Annotated in this window: 25 protein-coding genes and 1 tRNA gene; 25 read left to right on the top strand and 1 reads right to left on the bottom strand. The window is 51.1% G+C overall.

The window, feature by feature from the left end; genetic code table 11:
• Positions 1-2: 2 nt before the first annotated feature.
• From recF to OCV31_RS01455, 25 genes are all read left to right on the top strand, one after another.
• A complete protein-coding gene (gene recF / locus OCV31_RS01575; protein ID WP_148471965.1) occupies positions 3-1,103 on the top strand; it encodes a DNA replication/repair protein RecF in 1,101 nt (366 codons plus the stop codon).
• On the top strand, positions 1,097-3,016 hold the full coding sequence (gene gyrB / locus OCV31_RS01570) for a DNA topoisomerase (ATP-hydrolyzing) subunit B (protein ID WP_148471963.1): 1,920 nt from the start codon (positions 1,097-1,099) through the stop codon (positions 3,014-3,016). Before recF ends, gyrB begins: the two co-directional genes overlap by 7 nt.
• A 9-nt stretch (positions 3,017-3,025) precedes the next feature.
• Positions 3,026-5,452: a DNA gyrase subunit A gene (gene gyrA / locus OCV31_RS01565; RefSeq protein ID WP_148471961.1), complete on the top strand. Its 2,427-nt coding sequence runs from the start codon at positions 3,026-3,028 to the stop codon at positions 5,450-5,452.
• Between the two features lie 54 nt (positions 5,453-5,506).
• Positions 5,507-5,821, top strand: coding sequence for an STAS domain-containing protein (locus OCV31_RS01560; protein ID WP_108831343.1), 315 nt, complete (start codon positions 5,507-5,509; stop codon positions 5,819-5,821).
• Positions 5,821-6,177: an ATP-binding protein gene (locus tag OCV31_RS01555; RefSeq protein WP_148471959.1), complete on the top strand. Its 357-nt coding sequence runs from the start codon at positions 5,821-5,823 to the stop codon at positions 6,175-6,177. Before OCV31_RS01560 ends, OCV31_RS01555 begins: the two co-directional genes overlap by 1 nt.
• A 1-nt stretch (position 6,178) precedes the next feature.
• The gene (locus OCV31_RS01550; RefSeq protein ID WP_148471956.1) at positions 6,179-6,970 is read left to right on the top strand and encodes a SigB/SigF/SigG family RNA polymerase sigma factor; all 792 of its coding nucleotides are present in this window, start codon (positions 6,179-6,181) and stop codon (positions 6,968-6,970) included.
• Positions 6,967-7,599 carry a phosphate-starvation-inducible PsiE family protein gene (locus tag OCV31_RS01545; RefSeq protein WP_148471954.1) on the top strand — a complete coding sequence of 211 codons (633 nt, stop codon included), beginning with the start codon at positions 6,967-6,969 and terminating at the stop codon, positions 7,597-7,599. The genes OCV31_RS01550 and OCV31_RS01545 overlap by 4 nt, the downstream gene beginning before the upstream one ends.
• 66 nt (positions 7,600-7,665) lie before the next feature.
• Positions 7,666-7,742, top strand: a tRNA-Arg gene (locus OCV31_RS01540).
• 174 nt (positions 7,743-7,916) lie between these two features.
• Positions 7,917-8,375 carry a MarR family winged helix-turn-helix transcriptional regulator gene (locus tag OCV31_RS01535; protein ID WP_267303736.1) on the top strand — a complete coding sequence of 153 codons (459 nt, stop codon included), beginning with the start codon at positions 7,917-7,919 and terminating at the stop codon, positions 8,373-8,375.
• A 3-nt stretch (positions 8,376-8,378) separates the two neighbouring features.
• Positions 8,379-8,567 (top strand): hypothetical protein, encoded by a 189-nt coding sequence (locus OCV31_RS01530; RefSeq protein ID WP_148471950.1) that lies wholly within the window; start codon positions 8,379-8,381, stop codon positions 8,565-8,567.
• Between the two features lie 105 nt (positions 8,568-8,672).
• Positions 8,673-9,806, top strand: a complete 1,134-nt coding sequence (locus OCV31_RS01525) for a TlpA family protein disulfide reductase (protein WP_267303735.1) — start codon at positions 8,673-8,675, stop codon at positions 9,804-9,806.
• 1 nt (position 9,807) lies between these two features.
• The gene (locus OCV31_RS01520) at positions 9,808-9,954 is read left to right on the top strand and encodes a CD1871A family CXXC motif-containing protein (RefSeq protein ID WP_394800626.1); all 147 of its coding nucleotides are present in this window, start codon (positions 9,808-9,810) and stop codon (positions 9,952-9,954) included.
• 13 nt (positions 9,955-9,967) lie between these two features.
• Complete coding sequence (locus tag OCV31_RS01515) at positions 9,968-10,834, top strand: 4Fe-4S binding protein (protein ID WP_148472044.1); 867 nt, start codon at positions 9,968-9,970, stop codon at positions 10,832-10,834.
• 69 nt (positions 10,835-10,903) lie between these two features.
• On the top strand, positions 10,904-11,575 hold the full coding sequence (locus tag OCV31_RS01510) for a response regulator transcription factor (RefSeq protein WP_148471948.1): 672 nt from the start codon (positions 10,904-10,906) through the stop codon (positions 11,573-11,575).
• Positions 11,562-12,689, top strand: a complete 1,128-nt coding sequence (locus OCV31_RS01505; protein WP_148471946.1) for a sensor histidine kinase — start codon at positions 11,562-11,564, stop codon at positions 12,687-12,689. Before OCV31_RS01510 ends, OCV31_RS01505 begins: the two co-directional genes overlap by 14 nt.
• A 140-nt stretch (positions 12,690-12,829) precedes the next feature.
• On the top strand, positions 12,830-13,372 hold the full coding sequence (locus OCV31_RS01500) for an RNA polymerase sigma factor (RefSeq protein WP_148471943.1): 543 nt from the start codon (positions 12,830-12,832) through the stop codon (positions 13,370-13,372).
• The gene (locus tag OCV31_RS01495) at positions 13,365-14,045 is read left to right on the top strand and encodes a DUF4367 domain-containing protein (RefSeq protein WP_148471941.1); all 681 of its coding nucleotides are present in this window, start codon (positions 13,365-13,367) and stop codon (positions 14,043-14,045) included. Before OCV31_RS01500 ends, OCV31_RS01495 begins: the two co-directional genes overlap by 8 nt.
• A gap of 73 nt (positions 14,046-14,118) precedes the next feature.
• Positions 14,119-14,331 carry a hypothetical protein gene (locus OCV31_RS01490; RefSeq protein WP_148471939.1) on the top strand — a complete coding sequence of 71 codons (213 nt, stop codon included), beginning with the start codon at positions 14,119-14,121 and terminating at the stop codon, positions 14,329-14,331.
• Between the two features lie 40 nt (positions 14,332-14,371).
• Positions 14,372-14,620: a hypothetical protein gene (locus OCV31_RS01485; protein WP_148471937.1), complete on the top strand. Its 249-nt coding sequence runs from the start codon at positions 14,372-14,374 to the stop codon at positions 14,618-14,620.
• Between the two features lie 57 nt (positions 14,621-14,677).
• Positions 14,678-14,962, top strand: a complete 285-nt coding sequence (locus OCV31_RS01480; RefSeq protein ID WP_148471935.1) for a hypothetical protein — start codon at positions 14,678-14,680, stop codon at positions 14,960-14,962.
• Positions 14,963-15,071: 109 nt separating this feature from the next.
• Complete coding sequence (locus tag OCV31_RS01475; RefSeq protein WP_148471933.1) at positions 15,072-16,550, top strand: amino acid adenylation domain-containing protein; 1,479 nt, start codon at positions 15,072-15,074, stop codon at positions 16,548-16,550.
• The gene (locus OCV31_RS01470) at positions 16,531-17,262 is read left to right on the top strand and encodes a GNAT family N-acetyltransferase (RefSeq protein ID WP_148471931.1); all 732 of its coding nucleotides are present in this window, start codon (positions 16,531-16,533) and stop codon (positions 17,260-17,262) included. The genes OCV31_RS01475 and OCV31_RS01470 overlap by 20 nt, the downstream gene beginning before the upstream one ends.
• A gap of 43 nt (positions 17,263-17,305) precedes the next feature.
• Positions 17,306-17,524, top strand: a complete 219-nt coding sequence (locus OCV31_RS01465; protein WP_148471929.1) for a phosphopantetheine-binding protein — start codon at positions 17,306-17,308, stop codon at positions 17,522-17,524.
• A complete protein-coding gene (locus OCV31_RS01460) occupies positions 17,524-18,954 on the top strand; it encodes an MBOAT family O-acyltransferase (protein ID WP_148471927.1) in 1,431 nt (476 codons plus the stop codon). The genes OCV31_RS01465 and OCV31_RS01460 overlap by 1 nt, the downstream gene beginning before the upstream one ends.
• A gap of 7 nt (positions 18,955-18,961) precedes the next feature.
• Positions 18,962-20,737, top strand: a complete 1,776-nt coding sequence (locus OCV31_RS01455) for a polysaccharide deacetylase family protein (protein ID WP_148471925.1) — start codon at positions 18,962-18,964, stop codon at positions 20,735-20,737.
• A gap of 53 nt (positions 20,738-20,790) precedes the next feature.
• Here the strand turns inward: OCV31_RS01455 and OCV31_RS01450 are convergent, their stop codons facing one another.
• Entirely contained in the window at positions 20,791-21,321 is a 531-nt protein-coding gene (locus tag OCV31_RS01450; protein WP_148471924.1) for a DUF3783 domain-containing protein, read from the bottom strand.
• Positions 21,322-21,418 lie beyond the last annotated feature (97 nt).

Below are 21,418 nucleotides of genomic sequence, written 5' to 3'. Positions count from 1 at the left end.
ATGTGTTTGTATCTGAATTAAACATGGTCTCGTTTCGAAACCATCGCCGCCTTTTTGTGGATTTGGAACCGAAAATGTATCGCATCATCGGGCCCAACGGCACGGGTAAGACGAATTTTTTAGAGGCCATTTACTTAGCCATGACGGGGCGCAGTTTTAAAACCGCTTCGTTAAAAGAAGTGATCGCCTTCGGCGAGGAGAGCGCCTTTGTGGCGGCCACCGTGGTCATGGACGACTTCGCCAGGGACATGGAGATCACCGTAAAAAAAGACAAGCGCCGCTTTCTCAGGGATCACAATCCCGTAAAAAACACCTCGGCCTACGGTCGGGGCATGGGCGTGGTGCTTTTCGAGCCCGGGCACTTGCAGATGGTGCAGGGCGCCCCATCGCGGCGCCGGGCATTTATCGACGACATGCTCCGCATGCTCTCTCCCGCCTACGACGAGGCCTACACGTCCTACTACCACGTACTCTATCAGCGAAACGTCGTACTCAGAAAGCTTCGGGATATGGATCTTTTAGACGTCTACGACCGAAGTTTGGCAAATTACGCGGCGGTGATTTTAAGGGAGCGGCTGAAATTTTTAAAGCGCATGGCCGCCTCCGTTTCGACCTATTACGAAGCCATCGCAGGCGAGGGCGAGGGCCTGGAGCTGCGCTACAAGGCGTCTTTTCCCGTGGTCTTGGACGGGGAGTTGGAGACTGCCTTTTACGAAAGCCTGAAGGCGAGGCGCGAAACGGATCGGGAGCGGGGGCGGACGTCCATCGGCCCCCACTTGGACGATTTGTCTTTTCTCTTAAACGGCGAGGAAGCGAAGAAATTCGCCTCCACGGGCCAGATACGAAGCATCGTCTTGGCCATGAAGTGCATGGAAATCGACCGCATCGGCGAGCAGGTGGGCGAAGCCCCGGTGGTGCTTTTAGACGACGTCTTGTCGGAGCTGGACGAGAAGCGGCGGCGGATGTTGCTTTCTATGATTAAAGGCCAATGCTTTATTACGGCGGCGGAGCCTATGGAGGCCTTGGAAGAGGCGGCGGAAGCCATTGATTTAATCGAATTAAAAAAGAGCGCAGACGATCTGCGCGAGGAGGATTTATGGTAAGGGAAAATGAATACAATGCCGGCAATATACAGGTATTAACGGGCCTCGAGCCGGTTCGTAAACGCCCGGGCATGTACATCGGGTCCACGGGTCCCAAAGGCTTGCACCACTTGGTCTACGAAGTGGTGGACAATTCCATCGACGAAATTTTAGCCGGCCGCTGCGATCAGGTCATTGTGGAACTGAACAAAGACGGCTCTGTTTCCGTGCGCGACAACGGTAGCGGCATTCCCGTGGACATTCATCCCCAAACGAAAAAATCCACCGTGGAAACCGTCCTTACCATTCTCCATGCCGGGGGGAAATTCGACAGCAATGCCTACAAAGTCTCCGGCGGCCTTCACGGCGTCGGCGTCAGCGTGGTCAACGCCCTGTCGAAAAAACTCATCGCCTACGTGCGACGGGAGGGAAAAGCCTTCGAACAGGTCTTTTCCAGAGGCATTCCTCAAACGGAACTTACCGTCGTGGAAGAAGGGGTGAAGGACACGGGCACCACCATTACCTTCTGGCCGGATGAAGACATATTTAAGGAAACCGTGGAATTCAGCCGGGAGGTATTGGCCCGCCGCTTCCGGGAAATGGCCTTTTTAAACAAGGGCGCCTACATTGAATTTATCGACCACCGAGACGAAGAGGAATTTAAGGAAATCTACCACTACGTCGGCGGCATAAAAAGCTATGTGGAATACATTAATCGGAACAAAAAGCCCATTCACGACAAAATTCTCTACGTGGACGAAACGGATTCAGACACCAATGTGGAAATTTCGATTCAGTACACGGACAGCTACCGGGAGACGGTCTTATCCTTCGCCAACAATATCAACACGGAAGAAGGGGGCACCCATTTATCGGGCTTCAGAAGCGCCCTTACCAAGAGCATTAACGAATACGGCAGAAAATACAATTACATTAAAGAAAAAGAAGAAAACCTCTCCGGCGACGATGTGCGGGAGGGGATCAGCGCCGTGATCAGCGTGAAGATTCCCGATCCCCAATTCGAAGGCCAAACCAAGGCCAAGCTCGGCAATTCCGAGACCAAGGCCATTGTGGAGCGGGTGTTGAACAATTACCTGGCCGCCTTTTTGGAAGAAAACCCGAAAATCGGAAAGATTATTTTAACGAAGGCCCTTTCCGCCCGCCGGGCCAGGGAAGCGGCGAGAAAGGCGCGGGATTTGACGCGGAAGCGCTCCATCTTAGATAACACGCCCCTTCCCGGCAAGCTCGTGGACTGCCAGTTAAACGACAACGAGAAGACCGAGATCTTTTTAGTGGAAGGGGACTCCGCCGGCGGCAGCGCCAAGGGCGGCAGGGACAGCAGCTATCAGGCCATTTTGCCCCTTCGCGGGAAGATCATGAACGTGGAAAAGGCGCGCATGGACAAGATTTTAAACTCCAACGAAATTCGCGCCATGATCACCGCCTTCGGCACGGGCATCGATACGGAATTCGACATCGAAAAACTCCGCTACGGAAAAATCATCATTATGACCGATGCGGACGTGGACGGCGCCCACATTCAAACCCTGCTCTTGACCTTCCTTTTCCGCCACCTGCCCGAGCTGATCGAAGCGGGACACGTCTTTGTGGCTAAGCCGCCCCTTTACGGCATTAAGCGGGGATCGAAGGTGCTGGAATACTGCTACAACGAAGAAGAGCTGCAAGAGGCCATGAATCGCCTGGGCCGGGACAAGAATTTAAAAATCGGTCGCTACAAAGGTCTCGGTGAAATGAACGCGGAAGAGCTCTGGGAAACCACCATGAATCCGGAACACCGGGTGCTCCTTCGCGTGAGCGTAGACGACGCCCAAATGGCCGACGAAGTATTTTCCATGCTTATGGGCCAGGAAGTGGCGCCGCGGCGGGAATTTATCGAAGAAAATGCAATTTACGTCGAAAACATCGACGCCTAGGAGGATACAGTGGCAAAATTTGCAAATGAAAGCGGCATTCAAGACGTCGTCTTAGAAAAAGCCATGAAAAAGGCTTACTTAGAATATTCCATGAGCGTCATCGTCGCCCGGGCCCTGCCCGACGTGCGGGACGGCTTAAAGCCCGTGCATCGCCGTATTCTCTACGGCATGCAACAGCAGGGCCTTACGCCGGATAAGCCTCACAGAAAAAGCGCCCGCCTCGTCGGGGACGTTATGGGGAAGTATCACCCCCACGGGGACTTGTCCATTTACGACGCCGTGGTGCGTTTGGCCCAGGACTTTAACATTCGCTACCCCCTCGCCGACGGCCAGGGGAACTTCGGTTCCATGGACGGGGACAGCCCGGCGGCCATGCGTTACACGGAAGTGCGCATGTCGAAGTTGGCCATGGAAATGTTGAGAGACATCAATAAAGACACCGTGGACTTCGTGCCCAATTTCGACGAAGAATTGACGGAACCTTCGGTGCTTCCCTCGCGCTTTCCCAATCTCCTGGTCAACGGCTCCGCCGGCATCGCCGTGGGCATGGCCACCAATATGGCCCCCCACAATATGAACGAAGTCATCGACGGGGTCATCGCCTACATGGACGACGAAACAATCTCTCTGGAAAAGATGATGACCCACATTAAAGGGCCGGATTTTCCCACCGGCGCCTTTATTATGGGCAAAGAAGGCATTAAGGAAGCCTACAAAACTGGCCGCGGCAAGGTAAAAGTGCGGGCGCGGGCGGAAATCGAGCCCTTAAAGAGCAAGTACCAAATCGTGGTGACGGAATTTCCCTATCAAGTGAACAAGGCGCGGGTCATCGAAAAAATCGCCGAGCTCGTGAAGGACAAAAAAATCGACGGCATCTCCGACATTCGCGACGAATCCAATCGCCGCGGCGTGCGCATGGTTATTGAACTGAAGCGGGACGCCAATCCCCACGTGGTTTTAAATCGCCTCTACAAGGAAACTCAGCTGCAAATCACCTTCGGCATCATCAATCTCGCCTTGGTGGACGGGGTGCCGAAAGAATTGACTCTGCTCGAGCTTATTCACTACTACGTTATGCATCAGCGGGACGTGGTGACCCGACGCAGTACCTTCGACTTAAACAAAGCCAAGGCCCGGGTGCACATTATCGAGGGCTTGAAACTTGCCATCGACCATATCGACGAAATCATCGAAATCGTCAAAAGCTACCGCACTGACGAAGAGATCAAGGCGAAATTTACCGAGCGCTTCGGCCTCACGGACATTCAGGGCCAGGCCATTTTGGACATGCGCATCAAGCGCTTAAGCGGCCTGCAAGTGGAAAAGCTGGAAGAAGAGTATAGGGAACTCTTGGCCCTCATCGAAAAATTGGAGCTCATCCTCTCCGATCCCAAGGTCTTGGATAAGACCATTCAAGAAGAACTCTTGGAGATCAAGGAAAAATACGGCGATTTGCGCCGCACGGTGATCACGAAATCCGACGGGGAAATGGAAGATGCCGATCTCATCGAAGACGAAGAAGTGGTGGTCACCCTCACCAATTCCGGCTATATTAAGCGCATGCCCGAAGGCACCTACAAGCCTCAACACCGCGGAGGCCAGGGGATCAGCGCCTTAAACAAAAAGGCCGACGACTTCGTCACCAGCCTCTTTATTACATCCACCTTGGATACGATTCTGTTCTTTACCGACTGCGGCCAAGTGTATAAGAAACAGGCCTACGAAATTCCCGCCGCCGGCAGAAACGCCAAGGGCACGGCCATCGTGAACCTGCTTCAATTGGAAGAAGGGGAGCGGATTCAAAGCATTATCCCCATCGATCAGGTGGCGGACGACGACAATCTCTTCCTCGTCACCCGTCGCGGCTACATTAAAAAGACCAAGATGGGCGAATACAAAAACATTCGCAAAAACGGCCTCATCGCCATGGGCTTAAGAGAAGGCGACACCATGATCGGCGGCATTCAATGCGGCGACGACGACGATTTAATCTTTGTCACGAAGAAGGGCATGTCCCTGCGCTTCAAGGGCGGCGAGCTGAGAGAACAGGGCCGCACGGCCATGGGCGTCATCGGCATTCGCCTGGACGAAGACGACGAAGTGGTCAGCTTTGTAAAGGCCGAAGAGGGCAAGACCCTGGCCGTTATCAGCGAATACGGCTACGGCAAGCGCACGGCCATGGAAGAATACAAGGTGCAAAATCGCGGCGGCAAGGGCCTGATCACCTACCGCATCAAGGAAAAAACCGGCCAATTGGTGTCGGCGAAAGTCTTAAACGACGGAGACGAAATTATGATGATCTCCGAAGACGGCGCCATTATTCGTCTGAAGGCGGAATCCATTTCCATCTTAGGGCGGGCCACCTCCGGCGTGAAGCTCATGAATATTAAAGACAGCCACATCGTCGCCGTGGCCGAATACGTCGGGGAAGAATAAATGTATTGCCCCCGCGGCTTGCGATGATATACTAGAAGAGAAAAGGAGGGCGGAATGTTTACACTGAAAATAAAAGATGACGGGGAACGCTTGCGTCTCATTCCCTGCGGCGAAATGGACATGTATTACACGGCTCAATTTAAAGAAGAAGCCGTCGCCGCCTACGACGCCCACAAAAAAAACATCCTCGTGGATGCCGCGGATTTAGCTTACGTGGATTCCACCGGGCTCGGCGGCTTTATTTACCTGCTCAATTACGTCAAGGAAAACGGCCACGAAGTGCACATCGAGCACTTGGATCCCAATGTAAAGAAGCTCTTTACCATTACGAAATTAGACAAATTGTTTCATATCGAGGGAGAGGCCTAATGGGAGATAAAGTCTATTTAACCATTCCGGCCAAGCCCCGCTACCTTTCCCTGGCGCGCTTAAACGTGTCGGGGATTTGCGTGGAAGAAGACATCGATATGGACACCTTGGGAGACATTCGCCTGCTTCTTACGGAAAGCTGCAATCTTTCCTTCGCCATGGGCATGAAAGATACCATCGACATCGTCATGGAGCCGGAAGAAGGCGCCATTCGCTTCCGCGTCTCCGGCATCAGCGAGGAGAAAGTCGAGGCCGACGAGCGCCTGGCCATCACGGCCATGATTATCGAGTCTTTGGCCGACGAAGTCTCCTACGACGACGATCAATTGGTCGTTTACAAAACCTTCGGAGCATAAAATGGACAAAGAAGCCTACTACAACATGGATCGGCCCCTTTCCAAAGCGAAGCGAAAAGAATTATTTGCCGAATACGCCGAAACCGACGACAAGACCCTTCGGGACATTTTAATCGAAGAGCACCTTTACATCGCCGAAATTCTGGCGAAAAAATATACGGGAAAAGGCATCGACTACGACGACATCTTTCAAGTGGCCTCCATGGGCCTGATTTTTGCCGTGGAGCGCTACGATCCGTCCAAGGGCTTTGAATTTTCGTCCTTTGCCACGCCGACCATTATCGGCGAGATTAAAAAATACTTCCGGGACAAGGGATGGACCATTCGCGTGCCCCGCCGGGTGCAGGAGCTGTCGAAAAAAATCAACGACGCCAAATTGACCCTGGCGCAGCAAAACCAAAAGACTCCCACCATTTCGGACATCGCGGAATTTCTGGATATTTCCACGGCGGAAGTGCTGGAGGTCATGGAAGCGTCGAAAGTCTACGCGCCGGAGAGTCTGGACATGAATTTCGACACGGGAAGCGAAGACCGGGATCTGTCCCGCGGCGACAAAATCGGCGTGGAAGAGGAGTACTTCCGAAAAGTCGAGATGAACGACTTTATTCAGCGGGCCATGGAAAACTTCAACGATGTGGAAAAAACCATCTTGATCGACCGTTACCAGTATCGGAAGACCCAGGTGTCCATCGCGGAAAAATTGGGCATTTCCCAAATGACCGTGAGCCGCATCGAGAAAAAGTTATTGGAAAAAATGCGTAAGGAAATGGAAAAGTCCGGAGAAATGGGATGAATCGAAAGAAATATATAACCAGGCTCCAAAGCCTGCTCTACGCCTTGGAATTTGCCATGGCCGTCACTATTATTATCGGGATCGTCACTTCCGTCCCCGATCTTTTTAAATACATGGTAGACATCGCCCACAGCACCAAGGGAAGCAGTTATGAGCTCTTTCAGTCTTTTCTTTCCCACGTCCTCTTAATGGTCATCGGCCTGGAATTTGTGGCCATGTTAATCAATCACGAGGAATACCAAATCATCTACATTATGATTATGGTGGTGGCGAGAAAAATGCTTATTTACGGCGACAATACCCAAGACCTTTTTATCGGCGTTTTGGCCATCGCCGTCTTGTTTATCGTGCGCAAATACTTTACCATTCACAAAATCCTTGCCAATGCCGGCGTGGCTTTTTTCGATGCGCAGACGAGAATGGAAAAGGTCAACGAACATTTGGTTAGAGACATCGAGAGCAGAGAAGAGATCCTCGGCGACTACATTCAAAAAATATTCGACGAACAGGATAAAATCGTGGAATTAGGCGCTGTTGTGGAAGACGAACGCTACGTCTATCAAGTGGAGGAAATGGACGAAGGACGCATGACCATGATCGCCTTGGAAGATAAATATAAAGGAATGTAAAAGATTTTCTGCAAGGCGCGGATATGAATTGCAAATTATGAAATAGGTGCGTATACTGTTCATTATGGAGCTGTAGCTCAGTTGGATAGAGCAGTGCCCTCCTAAGGCACGTGCCGGGGGTTCGATTCCTCTCAGCTCCGCCATTACATAAGCGACGATGCGTCTTATAAAAAGAACAATGCCGAATATAGGATTGTTCTTTTCTAATTGAAGGGATTCGGTAAGAATCTAACGATCAATTATGTATGGTACGATAATTGTCACTGGTCTATTAGATTGGGGTATTTATGGAAAACAATAAATCGATGCGAGAAGTCATGAATTCAATTTACCTGAAATATAAATTAAATTTCTACAAAAATCTCTATCGCAACAACAGACAGCCGGATTCACTGACGGTCATGGAAAAGTTTTGTGCCGAGGCCATTTACGCGCTTCAAGGGCCGACCATTAACGAATTGGCCAATTTTATTCGCGTGAGCCAACCGAATGCCGCCTACAAGGTGAATAATTTGGTGGAAAAAGGCCACGTGGAAAAAGTGCGCAGCCAAAAAGACCGCCGCCAGGTCCACCTCTTCGTCACGGATAAATTTAAAAAGTACTACCAAGTCAATTACGACTTTGTCGACGACGTGCTTAAATGCCTGGAAGAAAAGGTGCCCGAAGAAAAAATGCAGGTCTTTAAGGAAGTCCTGGACGTGTTGGACGACGGCATCTTGGAATCGGTGACGAAAGAATTAGACGAAAGCTACTACCGCAACCACGAGGAGGTGTAAATCGTGGAGCCGGGGTCTCTTCGCGCCTTCAGGCGTCTTGAAAAAGACATGTTGCGCACGGAAAAGGCCTATGTTCAGGTGCTGATGAAAGCTATGGACGAGAAAGAGGCCGCGGATCTCCGTGCCTTGGAAAAGAGGCAAAGTGAATTTGAAGCGGCGATTCGAGAATTTAAAGCCGCCCTGTACGAATAAAAGTTCTGAGGAAGCCTTTTTTTCCTCGGAATTTTTTATTGTCTTAACGCTCTCTTAACGCCTCGTCCGCTACAATGACATTACCATCGAAAAAGGAGTGTTCACATGAATAAGAAAATGAAAAAGATTTTGGCAGGCGCCTTGATCGCGAGCTTAAGCTTCGGCCTTTTGGCCTGCGAGAAGAAAGACAATCGCCGGGAAGACCATCCGGAAGAAGTGGCCCAAGGCGAAAGCATCGAGGCCTCCAAGGCCGGCATGGGCAATGAAATGATCAAGCCCGCCGACTACGCCTGGCAGGTAAAAGATACTTATGAATTCCCCTACATGGGCGCAAAAATCACTTTGCCGAAAACCCTGCAAGACATGATGACGAAAAAAGACGTCATCATGCTGGACGATCAGTCCTTAGGCGAAAAGAACGAAATCAAATACGCCATGCTCACCTTCTCCGCTTTAACGGAAGAAGACAAGAACAAGGAAATTCCGAAAATGGGCGACGAGTACCCGAAGTGGCTGGAAGCCATTAAGCGGGCGGGTACTCTGGGGATCTACGACAAATCCATGGACGAGGCCGCCATTAGCAAGGTGACCAAATTGGATACTCACACGAAACTCGGCGAAAGCAAAGACGGAAAGTACAATTACTACTTATCCACGGCGAAAGATGTGGATCCCGCCGTTCAGGAAGCCTTAAAGGGCGTGAAGCTTGAGACCATGGATAGGACCCCCATGGCGGAAAACGGCTACGTCTTTGAAGAAAAAGAAATGCAGCAAACGTCCGATGCGAAATCCATCGCCCCCTTTAAGACCCAGGACATCGACGGCAAGGCCTTCACCGACGCGGATCTCGCGAAAAACAAACTCACCATGGTCAATGTCTTCGCCACCTGGTGCACGGCCTGCATTCAGGAAATCCCCGATTTGGAAAAGCTGAATGCGGAAATGAAAGACAAGGGCGTGGGCGTCGTGGGCGTGGTCATGGACACCCACGAAGACGGAAAAGACATTCCCGAAGCCATCGACAAGGCCAAGGCCATTCAAAAGAAATTAAAGACCACCTACCCCTTCTTAAAACCGGATGATCAATTGATGAAGGGCCGCCTCCAAGGCATTCAAGCCTTGCCGGAAACCTTCTTCGTGGACAGCAAAGGCAACATCGTGGGCGATTCCTACTCCGGCGCCAAGAGCCTGGACGAATGGAAGACCATCGTCGAAAAAGAACTGAAAAATGTCAACTAAGGTGAAAGAAAAATACCGCGCCTATTTGGGCCCCGCCATCTTCCTCGCATCCATGGCCATGATGGCCTACGGAATCAACCGGGGAGAGATGCAGGTGGTTCTGAACAAGGCCATACGAATTTGCATGGAGTGTATCGGCATTGGCTAGTAAAAAAAAATCCATGAAAGAAACGAAGCGCCACCTCTTTCAGGGGTTGTGGTTTCTCGCCACCAATTCCTATATGGAAGGCTTTAAGACGGGAAAAATCTATCAGGGCAAGATGAAAAACCTCTGCGTGCCGGGCATGAATTGCTATTCGTGCCCCGGGGCCAAGGGGGCCTGTCCCATCGGCGCCCTGCAGGCCGTCATCGGAAATATGGACTACAAATTTTCCTTTTACGTGGTGGGCTTTCTCTTCTTTATCGGTGCCCTTATGGGCCGCTTCGTCTGCGGCTGGCTCTGCCCCTTCGGCCTGGTACAGGATCTTTTGCACAAAATCCCCTTCCCGAAGAAAATAAAAACCTTCAAAGCGGATAAGCATTTGAGAAAATTAAAATACGCAATCCTTTTGATCTTCGTCCTTCTCCTCCCTCTTTTTCTCGTGGACGTCCTGGGTCAGGGATCCCCCTATTTTTGTAAACTCATCTGCCCCGTGGGGATGCTCGAAGGGGGCCTTCCCTTGGTCCTGAAAAACGAAAGCATGCGAGGCGCCGTAGGCTTTTTGTACGCGTGGAAAGGCGCCATTCTCGCCGCCACGATTTTCCTAAGCATCGTCATCTATCGTCCCTTCTGTAAATACATCTGCCCCCTCGGGGCCGTATACTCACTCTTCAATCCCATCTCTGTTTTTAAATACAGATTGGACGATAAGGCCTGCATCAATTGCGGCGCATGCGCAAGGGCCTGCAAGATGAACGTAAATCCCGTGGAAAACGAAAATTCCGCCGAGTGCATTCGCTGCGGTCAGTGCGAGAAGGCTTGCCCCACCGGCGCCATTACAAAAGGCCTGTGCATGAAGCAAAAAACAAAAGCAATACCTGAAAACTAAAAGATTCACAAAACGCAAAGAGGCCATGCCTGTTTGCGTTTTTGCTATAATGAGAAAAAAGGAGGCGCCATGCGACTGTTAATTGTAGAAGATGAAAAGGAATTGTTGGAATCCATCGCCGAAGGGCTGAGACTCTCGGGCTACGCCGTGGATACGGCGGCGGACGGCGCCGAGGCGGAGGATCTCTTTTGGAGCGAAACCTACGATCTCATCGTGCTGGACATTAATCTGCCGAAAATCGACGGCTTTACCCTGCTCAAAGAAATTCGCGAAGAAGACAAGCAGGTCAATGTGATCATGCTGACCGCCCGCACCCAGGTGGCGGATCGGGTGAAGGGGCTGGACCTCGGGGCCAACGACTACTTAATCAAGCCCTTTCACTTCGACGAATTGGAGGCGCGGATCCGCTCCCTTCTCCGCAGAAAACAGGTGGTGGAAGACAAAATCATTCATTACAAAAACCTGTCCTTCGACACGGCGACAAAAATCCTCACCGTGGACGGGGATGTGATCAAGCTCACGGCCAAGGAGCTGGGCATTTTCGAGTACCTGATCTTGAATCAGGGCCGCTACATTTCCGCCGAGGAATTGATGGAACATGTGTGGGATATGAATGTAAGCGATGTGTCCAACGCCGTGCGGGTGCATATGTCCGCCCTGAGGCGAAAGATTAAAGAGGCCCTGGGAGAAAACATCATACGAAACGAAATCGGAAGGGGCTATGTCATTGATAGGGAATAAAACGAGGCGCTCCATTATATTCAAGCTGACGGCGGCGAGCGTGGCCCTCTTGATGCTTATGCTCGTCCTCTCAAACTTTCTCATCGCCCGGCGCCAGCAGGACATCGCCGAAAACCTCACCGCCCAAGTGGAAAGCCGCATGAAGGGAAAGGCGGAAGGGGACTCGGTCATGGTCTTTATCGACCAGGAAGAAGTGCGCCATTTGGCGGATTTCAAGCTCTATGCCATCGGCGTCTTTCTCATCACAGGCCTTATCGGCGGCGGCATATTTATTCTTTTGATTCGCCGCACCTTGAGCCCTCTCGCGATTTTAACGGAAAAAGTGGCGGCCACGGACATGGACGCCATGGCGGAAAAAGACAGCCTGGTGCTGAAAGAAGGGGCCTACGAAATCGTGGCCCTCTCCGAAGCCTTTCAAAAGACACTGGATAAAATCTACGACAATTACGAAAAAGAGCGGCTCTTTTCCGTGAACGTGGCCCACGAACTGCGCACGCCCCTGGCCGTGTTGCGCACCCGCGTAGACGTGTTTAAGAAAAAAAGAGGCCCCATGGATCCGGAACTTGAAGTCTTCGTGGAAAGCATGGAGAAAAACATTCGCCGCCTCTCCGACTTAGTGGAAGAGATCCTCTTTTTGGGCCGGGACACAGCCCCGGAATTTCGCCCGGTCAATATCAAGGCCATGGGCCAGGAGCTTCTTTTGGATCTGGAGGAAAAGGCCGAGGCGAAAGACGTAGCCCTTTCCCTCGAAGGAGAAGACATGGTCCTTGAAATCGACGACGCCCTCCTGGGGCGGGCGTTGTACAATCTCATCGACAACGGCATTAAGTACAACCGACCCGGAGGCAGCTTAAGCATCGTCCTTTCGGAAAAAGGCGAAGATGCACTTATCACTGTGGCCGACACGGGATATGGCATGGATGAAGAAGCCAAGGCCAAAGCCTTCGACCTCTTCTATCGGGCCGATCCCTCGAGAAACCACGACGGCTACGGCGTGGGCCTGGCCCTCGTAAAAGAAATCGCCGGTCGCTTAGGCGGAAAAATCCATATTAAAGACAATCAACCCGCCGGGACCATTTTCGAATTCACCCTTCCGAAAAAAGGACCGCGGTAAGGGCAAAACTATTTTCCATGAGACAAATCTCGATGCCTTCGGGATTTGTTTTTTTGTGTAAAATCTCCGGGATGAGGCAAATAAAATATTGTATTTTTACACATGCTTTGTTTTAATAAAAAGAGAAAGGAGGGCGCCCCTTGCTTTTACAGCACAGAAAAGACGAAAGATTCAATCAAAAAATCGAACACCATTACGAAAAGCAGAAGGCCTTTCTCACGGCCTACGGAAGTAAATGCTTGGGCTCAAAAGAAAAAGCGGAAGACGCCCTCCAGGAATGTTTTCTCGCCATCATTGAGAGAAAAGCCGATTACGCCGATCTTTCAGACGACGAATTCAGAAAAGTAGCCGTCACCATGATGAAATACAAATGCATCGATCGACTGCGAAGAGAGAAGAAATGGGCGAATCGGGCCCCGGACGCGTATGATGATGCCCTCGATGCATTCGACGATCTGTCGGCGACCTATCTTAAAAAAGAGCGGGAGCAAATGGCCCGGGAGGCATTAAAAAAACTGGATCCCCTGGGCCAACAGATCCTGTACCTAAAGTATTTTGAAGAGAAATCCTACAAAGAAATCGCAGAAGAGCTGGCCATAAGCACCAATTTGGTTCAGGTGAAGCTCTATCGAATTAAACAAAAATTGCGAAAAATGCTGGGAGAGGAGGGGGAAAATGAATGATCGGCAATTGGATCAATGGATAAAAAACGCCATGGAGAAAAACACGGAAGAAGAGATCCGCGCCCTCGAAGAGCAGTGGACAAGTGACCACGACCGTGCCTTCGCCCTCTCGACTGAAACCGACCGAAAAATCCTCGCCGCCATTCAAAGGAACAAAAAGAAAAATCCCTTAAAAAAAGCCGCCGCCGTTCTTCTCGTGGCCGGGATCGGCCTAGGGAGCCTCTTTGCCTTTCACGGCGATGCCCTGGCCCAAATTCAATCCTATGTGGAAGCGTGGTTTAGCGACCACACCGCCATCTACTTTACCGAAAAGGAGAAGGTAGAGAAAAAAGACTGGGAAATCACCTATGTTCCGAGGGGTTATAAAGTATCTAAAATTGAAAAATTAGATGAGGGATATCAAATTACATTTTTTGAGAACGAGGAAGGAAAAAACTTTAGCTTTGAGTGCGTCGCGAAAGACGGTGCATTTACCATTGGAGAAGACAATGAAAACGGAGAAAGAAAAAAAATAAACATAGGAAAAAATGAAGCATTCCTCTATGTATCCAAACGTGAAGGGTTTTCAAATTCCATTACGATGGAAAATGAAGATTATATTTTCATACTTGATGGAGATGTTACGGTGGATGATTTGATAAAAATGGCCGAATCCATCCGTGAAAAGAAATAAAAATTTCAAAAAGACTGTACAGTTTTTCCTTTGTGAAACGTTATAGTAGTGAGACGAAAAGAAAGGAGCCCTTATGACCATTGTTCGAATCCAACTGATGATGACGGTGTTGGTTGCACTCTATGCCTTCGCCACCTTGCCGCTTTACTTATCCGATGAGAAGGCGCGATTAGCAAAGTACCCGTGGCTGGCAAAACACGATCGAAAAATCTCCCGCGTCTTGGCACTTCTGCTATTGATCGTTACCATTCTCCGCTTTGTCATGGAGCGGGGTGTAGGGGCGTAACCTGGAAGACAATAGAAAATTTAATCAATGAGGTGATTTTATGAGAAAAGATTTTAAGCAGATCGGTTATGCCATCAGCCTGTTTTTCTTAGGCTTGTTGGCGTGGAATCCGTGGATCGGCCTTCCGAATGACGTTGTTATCGATACTCGAGAGTATGAGTTGCGTCTTCTTTTTATTCTGGTGATTTTGCTCATGCTTCCCCGCGCGCTGGAGACCGTGGATTATAATAGGGCGGCGGAAAAAAACGAGGGAAAAGACGAAAAAGAAGACGAGGTGCAAAAACAGTAGTAACCGGAGAGTATGCTTTATCGAAATAATACCTCGAAAAAGATAGGAGAAAATCACATGAAGAAAGGGTACAAAAAGTACGGTTACGTCATTAGCATGGTTTTTCTCGCTCTGATAGCCAGAAATAATCGCATTTTAGTATGGGAAGATTCCATTAATTTTGTCGATCTTTACATACGCATCGTCATCGCCGTTATCATGTTAATTTTATTACCTCACGCACTGGACGCTTTTGATGTGGTGCGTGAAGAGAAGGTAGAAAAAGCGGAAAACAAGGATAAAGTCGGAGATGGAGAAGAAACAGGCGACGGAATTTTTTCGAACGGCGATAAATCGGATTGAACATAAAGGCCATGATCGAGCAAGCTTTTGCCTGCTCGATTTTTTCGTCGGAAAAAGGAGGATTGTGGTCAGGGGTTTTGATACGTGGTAGAATTTAGCCGAGGTGTTTATGTTAGTTATCGATAAATTTGAACAGACCGTGGAAAAACACGGAGATAAAATCGCCCTGGTGGACGGCGTGCGGTCCATTACCTTTTCCGAACTGAGAAAAGAGGCCCTAGATTTGGCGGCGGCCCTTTACGAAACAACCGGCGCTGCAAGCAAGCCCATTCTCGTCGCCGTGAATCGGCACATCGAAACGGTGGTGGCTTATTTGGCCGTGCTCTATTCGGGGAATTTTTACGTGCCCGTAAGCGACGAGGAAGCGGCGGGGCGCATGGAGCAAATCGCCGAAAAGCTCGAGGCCGAGGCGGGGATTTTTCACGAAAAAAATTGCTTTGAATCCTTAAATCTTACGGCGATTTCATCGAAGGCGAAGGCGACGGGGGCGGTGGATGTCAATCGCCTCAGGGAAGGAATCATCGACGCCGATCCCTGCTACGTCCTCTTTACTTCCGGCTCCACCGGGGCGCCGAAGGGGGTGGTGGTAGCCCAAAAAATGGTGGTGGATTTTATGGACTGGATCCCCGAAGCTTTGGGCATCGATGCAAGTTTTAACATCGCCAATCAAACGCCCCTGTACTTCGACGCGTCGGTAAAGGAGCTGGCCCTTATGATGGGGGAAGGGGCCACGGTGCATTTAATGGACAAAAAGCTCTTTCTCTTTCCCGTAAAGGCCGTGGAGTATTTAAACGAACACAAAATTTCCGCCATTCTCTGGTCCGTTTCCGCCATGAATCTCTTGGCCAATTCCAAGGTCTTCGACGCCGCGGTGCCGGAGCATTTAAAGGTGGTGGCCTTTGCCGGGGAGGCGTTTTCCGCGGAGAAATTAAAGATCTGGCGCGACGCCGTCTCGGCGGATTACTTTAATCTCTACGGGCCCACGGAAACCACCGTGGACTGCGCCTATTACAAGGTGAATCGGGATTTCGGTCCCGGGGAAGTGATTCCCATCGGCAGGGCCTGCGAAAATATGGATTTAATGATTTTAGACGGCGATGTGCCGGCGGATAAGGGCGAGCTGGTGGTGCGGGGCACGGGCGTGGCCTATGGCTACTACAAGGACCCGGAAAAGACGAAGGCCGCCTTCGTGCAAAATCCATTGAACAGCCGCTACCCGGAGATCGTCTATCGCACGGGCGACATTGTGCGAAGAAATGGGCGGGGCGAAATCGAATTTCTCGCCCGAGAAGACGATCAGATCAAGCGCCACGGCTACCGCATCGAATTGGGGGAAGTGGAGCGGGCCCTTTTTGCCTTCGGCATCAAAGACGGCATGTGTTTCTACGACCGCGAAAAGGAGAAAATCGTCGCCGTCTACACCGGGGAAGAGTTCTCCCGCATGGATTTTCGCAAGGGGCTTAAGGCCCATTTGCCCGCCTACATGATTCCGGACCGCTTTATCCACGTGGCGTCGCTGCCGACGACGCGAAACGGAAAAATCGACCGAAAGGCATTGGAGGACGCTTATGAACATGGTGCCCTTTAAAGACGAAAGGGACTTGGACACGCGCCTGGCTGCTTACAAGGGGAGCGTGAACAACGACTACATGAACCGCCGCCGCTATGTAGAGGAGCTCGAGGATCTGCGCTATTTTGACGACGGGGATCTCTACATCGGCACGAAGAAAAACGACCGATGGCACGTGACCTATTACTTAAAGGAGCAGAAGCCCTTGGATTTGAACGAGGCGTTGGTCACAGAAATCGTCGGTCGCCGGCCGGACATATCAGCCGCCGAGGCCGTGGGCTTTCGCCTTTATAAAATGCGCCTGCGCCTTCGTCTGAAGGAAGGATTGGGGGAAATTTCCCCTCGCGTCGTGACTTTGGACGACGGGGACTTTGTGGCCCGGGGCATCGCCGCCTTCGATCCCGTTTCGGGGAATCATCAATCCACGGATGAAATCGAGAGGGACATAAGAGAAGGACGCGTGATCGGCATTCCCGGAGCGGGCTTTTTGCAGTATTCCATAAGCCCGACGGAACAGACCATCGAGCATTTGTATGTGGAGCCTTCTCGCCGCGGCAGGGGCCTGGCCCTGGAGCTGGTGAAGCACTACGTGGCCGCCTGCATCGAAAAAAAGCGGGCCACCGTGTGGACCGACGCCGAGGGCGGAGCCGCGGCTTTGTACGAGAAGGCGGGCTTTCGAAAAGACGGCTTTCATTCGGCGGTCATGGTCTACGCACCGGAATTGAAATAACCGGCGGCTAATTGTATAATGGGAAAGAATCGAAGGAGGAGCTATGAAAGAATCAATCATTGAAATCATCGAAAGCATCACCGGCGAAGTGGTGAAAGAAGATACAGATTTAATCGAAGAAGGTATTTTGGATTCCTTCGACATGGTGAGCCTGGTGTTGGAGCTGCAAGATGCCTTCGACATTACCATCGACGTGTCGGAACTCTTGCCGGAAAATTTTGAGTCTGTCAATACCATCGCCGAGTTTATCGACAAATTATAATGGCCTTTACCGAACTTTCCTTTCTCTTATTTGTCGCCCTCTTCGTCGTCATCTATCGCGTCGTCGGTTGCAAGTGGCAAGTCTTACTGGCCGCTTCCCTTCTGTACTACGCGCTCTACGACATCAGGGCGTTTTTTTATCTGTTTACGGCCATTTTCACCACCTACTTCGCGGGAAAAATCCTCTACAAAACCAAGAACAAGGCTCTTTTATTCGCCACCCTGGCCGTGAATTTCGGCCTTTTGTCCTTGGTGAAATTTACGGATCTTTCCGCCTTTAAGATCGCCATTCCCCTGGGGATTTCTTTCTACACCTTTCAGGCCACATCCTACATTATCGACCTGTACCGGAAGAAATACCCGCCGGCGGACAATCTCTTAAAATACGCCCTGTATCTGTCCTTTTTTCCGCAAATCGTGCAGGGGCCCATCTCCCGTTACGACGCCATTTCCGAGGACCTTTACCGGGCGGAAGCGGATAGCCTCTCCTTTAGCCGGGGCCTTCTTCTCATGCTCTACGGCTATTTTAAAAAGCTCCTCATCGCCAATCGCGCCGCCCTCGTGGTGTCGGGGATTTTCGATCATCCCGACGATTTCGGCGGCGGCTTCGTGTTTATCGCCATTATTTTCTATTCCATTCAGATTTACTGCGACTTCAGCGGCGGCATCGACATCGCAAGAGGCGTGGCCTATCTCTTCGGCGTGGAGCTTTCGGAAAACTTTAAGCGGCCCTTTTTCGCCACGTCCCTTACGGACTTTTGGCGCCGTTGGCACATTACCCTCGGGGCGTGGATGCGGGACTACGTGTTCTTTCCCCTGTCCCTGACGAAGACCTTCGGTACCATTAACAAAAAATCCCGCCGGATTTTGGGACGCCACGGCGGCAAGGTGCTTACCTTAACCATCTCCACCTACATCGTCTACTTGCTCATCGGCATTTGGCACGGCGGCGGCTTTAATTTCATCGCCTTCGGCCTCTACAACGGGACTTTGATCTCTCTGTCCCTTCTCTTCGAGCGGCGATTTAACGCGGTGAAAAAAGCCCTCTCCATCGACGATCAAAAGGCGCCCTACCGGGCCTTTCAGGTGATCCGCACCTCCTTTTTGGTCTTTATCGGCCGCTACTTTACCCGCTCCGGAAGTTTTTCCCAGGCGATTTTCATGCTGAAAAAAACCCTTCGGGACTTCAGCTTCCGCCACGGGGACTTCGGCGTGGAGCCGAAGGATTTTGCCGTCATCGGCTTGGCCTTTCTCGTCGTGGCCGTGATCTCGTCGATTCAAGAGCGCGGCGTGGATGTGACGGAGCGGATCCTTTCCGCCAAGATGCCGGTAAAGGCGGCCCTTATCTTCGGCGCCATGGCGGTGATTCTCTACTTCGGCGTCTACGCCCAAGGCTACCGGTCCGTGGAATTTATTTACAGAAACTACTAGGTGAACTATGGAAAAGAAGACGAAACAATTTAATCGGCTGTTTTTACTCATCGCCCTGGGGATTTTTATTGCCATCGCCGCCTTCAATGGGCTTACCGATCCCTTTAATGTCTTCGGCGACCCTCTGTTTCGTTGGTACGGCTACGATTACACGCAAAATCCCCGCACGGCGAAGATCACCTACTTAAAGACCCACCAAAAAGAAAAACAGTATAAAAATTTCATCGTCGGCGCATCCGGGGCCAGCTCCATTCCCTTGGACAAGCTCAAGGCCTACACGGGAAAGGACTACTACAATGTCTTTCACTACGGCGCGGACCTTTACGACACGGAAAAGACCGTGGCCTTTTTGGTGAAGAATTATCCCGTGGAGTCCATTATTATGCCTCTGGCCATTCCCTCGGCCACGAAGTACCACGAAAACAATCGGGACTTAAATTACCTCCTTCATCCGGATGTGAGCGGGGAAAATAAATTCACCTTTTACAAAAACTACCTCTTCGCCAATCCCCGCTACGGCGCGGACAAAATCGCGGCAAAAAAAGAGGACAGCTACATTCCGAAAAATTTCGACGTCTTTCACGAAGACGGAAGCTACGACAAGCGGGTGCGGGACGTGGAATACATGGGATCTTCGGAAGAGTACATGAAGAATCAGCATTTCGACATTCCCGCGGAAAAAATCCCCCTGTCTTCGCAAGACGAGGCCATCGCCGCCATCGGAAGGATCAAGGCCATGTGCGACGAAAACCACATTCCCATTACCTTTCTATTGACGCCTATGTATGCCGGGCAAAATGCCCGCTACGACAAAGAAGAAGTGGATGCCTACTACAAAAAGCTTGCCGAGACTGTGGATTTTTGGGATTTCACGAACACGCCTCTGGAGAAGGATCCCCGGTTTTTCTACGATCCATCCCACTTCAGAAACGCCATGGGCGCCATGATGCTGGATAAAATTTACAAGGGCGAGGGAAATTACGGGAAGTTTATTGCGAAAGGTCGCGTGGAGAAAGCCGCAGCCCAGGCCCCCGAGGTTTTGGAGCGCAGCTACTACATCTTCGCCTTCCACCACCTGGCGGATGAGGGCGACGGCCTCTACACCATTTCTCCGGCGCGATTCGAGGAATTTTTGCAGTACCTCAAGGACGAGGGGATTCAAACCGTCCACTTTAAGGACCTGATGAATTTCGTCGAGGGAAAAGGGGATCTGCCGGAAAAATTCGCCCTCATTACCTTCGACGACGGCTACGATTCCAATTTAAAGCTGGCCTATCCATTGCTTAAAAAATACAATCAAGTGGCCACGATCTTTCCCATCGGAAAGACCATGGGCATGGACACTTATCCCGGCACGGACAAACCCATGAAGCGCCACTTTTCTCCCGAAGAGGCCCTTGCTTGCGCCGATATCTTCGAGTACGGCTCCCACAGCTACTTCTTCCACCAAACACAAAAGGTGGAGGGCAGCACCTTCAGGGAAAACATGGGCAGGCTCAAAGGGGAAGATGAAGAACACTTTATGGCGGCTTTTAAGGCCGACGACGCACGGTTTAAGGCGGTGTACGAGAAATTCAACGACCACGCGCCCTACGCCTTCGCCTATCCCCAGGGCATTCACGACGATTTGACGGAAGTGCTCCTTACGGAGGCGGGCTACAAGGTGAGCGTCACCTCGGAGGAAGGGAAGAATTACACGGTGAAGTATCTGCCCGAGACTCTGCGCCGATTAAAGCGGGTGAATGTTTCCGACAGCTTGGATCTTCACTCCCTCAATCCGTAAAAAGAAGCATAAAAAACGAGCCCCTGCATCGCTGCGTGGGACTCGTTTTTCTTTTATAGACTTTCTTTTAAGCGGCGAATGGCTTCTCTTACGTCGCTTTCTTCGATGTCTTCGCCCTTTAGGCGAAGGTTTTTGGCAAAGGTGAGGGCCTCGTCCCGCGCTTGAGTGGGCTCGGATTCCTGGGCTTCGATGACCTCCTTGGCCACGGCCATCATTTGCGACCAAGCCTGAATGACGGCATTTTCCCGGCGAATGTGGTTAATGAGCCGGGCGAAGGACCAGTCTTTGTTGGTTTCGGTCATGGCCGCCTTGTGGGGGAAGATCTCGCCCATTTCCCTGAGGGCGAGGAGAATCTCCTGTAGATCGTGGGAGTGCAGGTCCACGAAAACCACGAGCTCCTCATCCGGGGCTTCTGCCTTATCCCCGGTCTTTTCGTAGCCTTCAAGGCCCGCAAAATAGCCTAAAAGCTCGCCCACTTCTTCTTTTTCGACTTCCCGCAGGTCGATGGCCTGTGCCGCAGCGGCCTCCAGTAAATGGGCCCGCCGCGCCTCCCCTTCGACGCCGTAAAAAATGATTTGACTCATACTTCATTCCTTCCTAATCTGTGATCTATTCCGCGCACGTAAAGGTGCATTCATCAATTTGTAAAATACCTTAGAAAATAGATACCCAGTGAAGAAA

The sequence above is a fragment of the Aedoeadaptatus acetigenes genome, assembly GCF_025566985.1.
GTDB classification, from domain to species: domain Bacteria; phylum Bacillota; class Clostridia; order Tissierellales; family Peptoniphilaceae; genus Aedoeadaptatus; species Aedoeadaptatus acetigenes.
The sequence above is the reverse complement of the archived record's forward strand: the minus strand, read 5'-3'. Positions and strand labels throughout refer to the sequence as shown.

Coding starts and splice junctions, on each gene's coding strand:
- gyrB (WP_148471963.1), top strand. CDS start 1,097: ATGGTAAGGGAAAATGAATACAATGCCGGCAATATACAGGTATTAACG.
- OCV31_RS01560 (WP_108831343.1), top strand. CDS start 5,507: ATGTTTACACTGAAAATAAAAGATGACGGGGAACGCTTGCGTCTCATT.
- OCV31_RS01555 (WP_148471959.1), top strand. CDS start 5,821: ATGGGAGATAAAGTCTATTTAACCATTCCGGCCAAGCCCCGCTACCTT.
- OCV31_RS01550 (WP_148471956.1), top strand. CDS start 6,179: ATGGACAAAGAAGCCTACTACAACATGGATCGGCCCCTTTCCAAAGCG.
- OCV31_RS01545 (WP_148471954.1), top strand. CDS start 6,967: ATGAATCGAAAGAAATATATAACCAGGCTCCAAAGCCTGCTCTACGCC.
- OCV31_RS01535 (WP_267303736.1), top strand. CDS start 7,917: ATGAATTCAATTTACCTGAAATATAAATTAAATTTCTACAAAAATCTC.
- OCV31_RS01525 (WP_267303735.1), top strand. CDS start 8,673: ATGAATAAGAAAATGAAAAAGATTTTGGCAGGCGCCTTGATCGCGAGC.
- OCV31_RS01515 (WP_148472044.1), top strand. CDS start 9,968: ATGAAAGAAACGAAGCGCCACCTCTTTCAGGGGTTGTGGTTTCTCGCC.
- OCV31_RS01510 (WP_148471948.1), top strand. CDS start 10,904: ATGCGACTGTTAATTGTAGAAGATGAAAAGGAATTGTTGGAATCCATC.
- OCV31_RS01495 (WP_148471941.1), top strand. CDS start 13,365: ATGAATGATCGGCAATTGGATCAATGGATAAAAAACGCCATGGAGAAA.
- OCV31_RS01490 (WP_148471939.1), top strand. CDS start 14,119: ATGACCATTGTTCGAATCCAACTGATGATGACGGTGTTGGTTGCACTC.
- OCV31_RS01485 (WP_148471937.1), top strand. CDS start 14,372: ATGAGAAAAGATTTTAAGCAGATCGGTTATGCCATCAGCCTGTTTTTC.
- OCV31_RS01480 (WP_148471935.1), top strand. CDS start 14,678: ATGAAGAAAGGGTACAAAAAGTACGGTTACGTCATTAGCATGGTTTTT.
- OCV31_RS01475 (WP_148471933.1), top strand. CDS start 15,072: ATGTTAGTTATCGATAAATTTGAACAGACCGTGGAAAAACACGGAGAT.
- OCV31_RS01470 (WP_148471931.1), top strand. CDS start 16,531: ATGAACATGGTGCCCTTTAAAGACGAAAGGGACTTGGACACGCGCCTG.
- OCV31_RS01465 (WP_148471929.1), top strand. CDS start 17,306: ATGAAAGAATCAATCATTGAAATCATCGAAAGCATCACCGGCGAAGTG.
- OCV31_RS01460 (WP_148471927.1), top strand. CDS start 17,524: ATGGCCTTTACCGAACTTTCCTTTCTCTTATTTGTCGCCCTCTTCGTC.
- OCV31_RS01455 (WP_148471925.1), top strand. CDS start 18,962: ATGGAAAAGAAGACGAAACAATTTAATCGGCTGTTTTTACTCATCGCC.
- OCV31_RS01450 (WP_148471924.1), bottom strand. CDS start 21,321: ATGAGTCAAATCATTTTTTACGGCGTCGAAGGGGAGGCGCGGCGGGCC.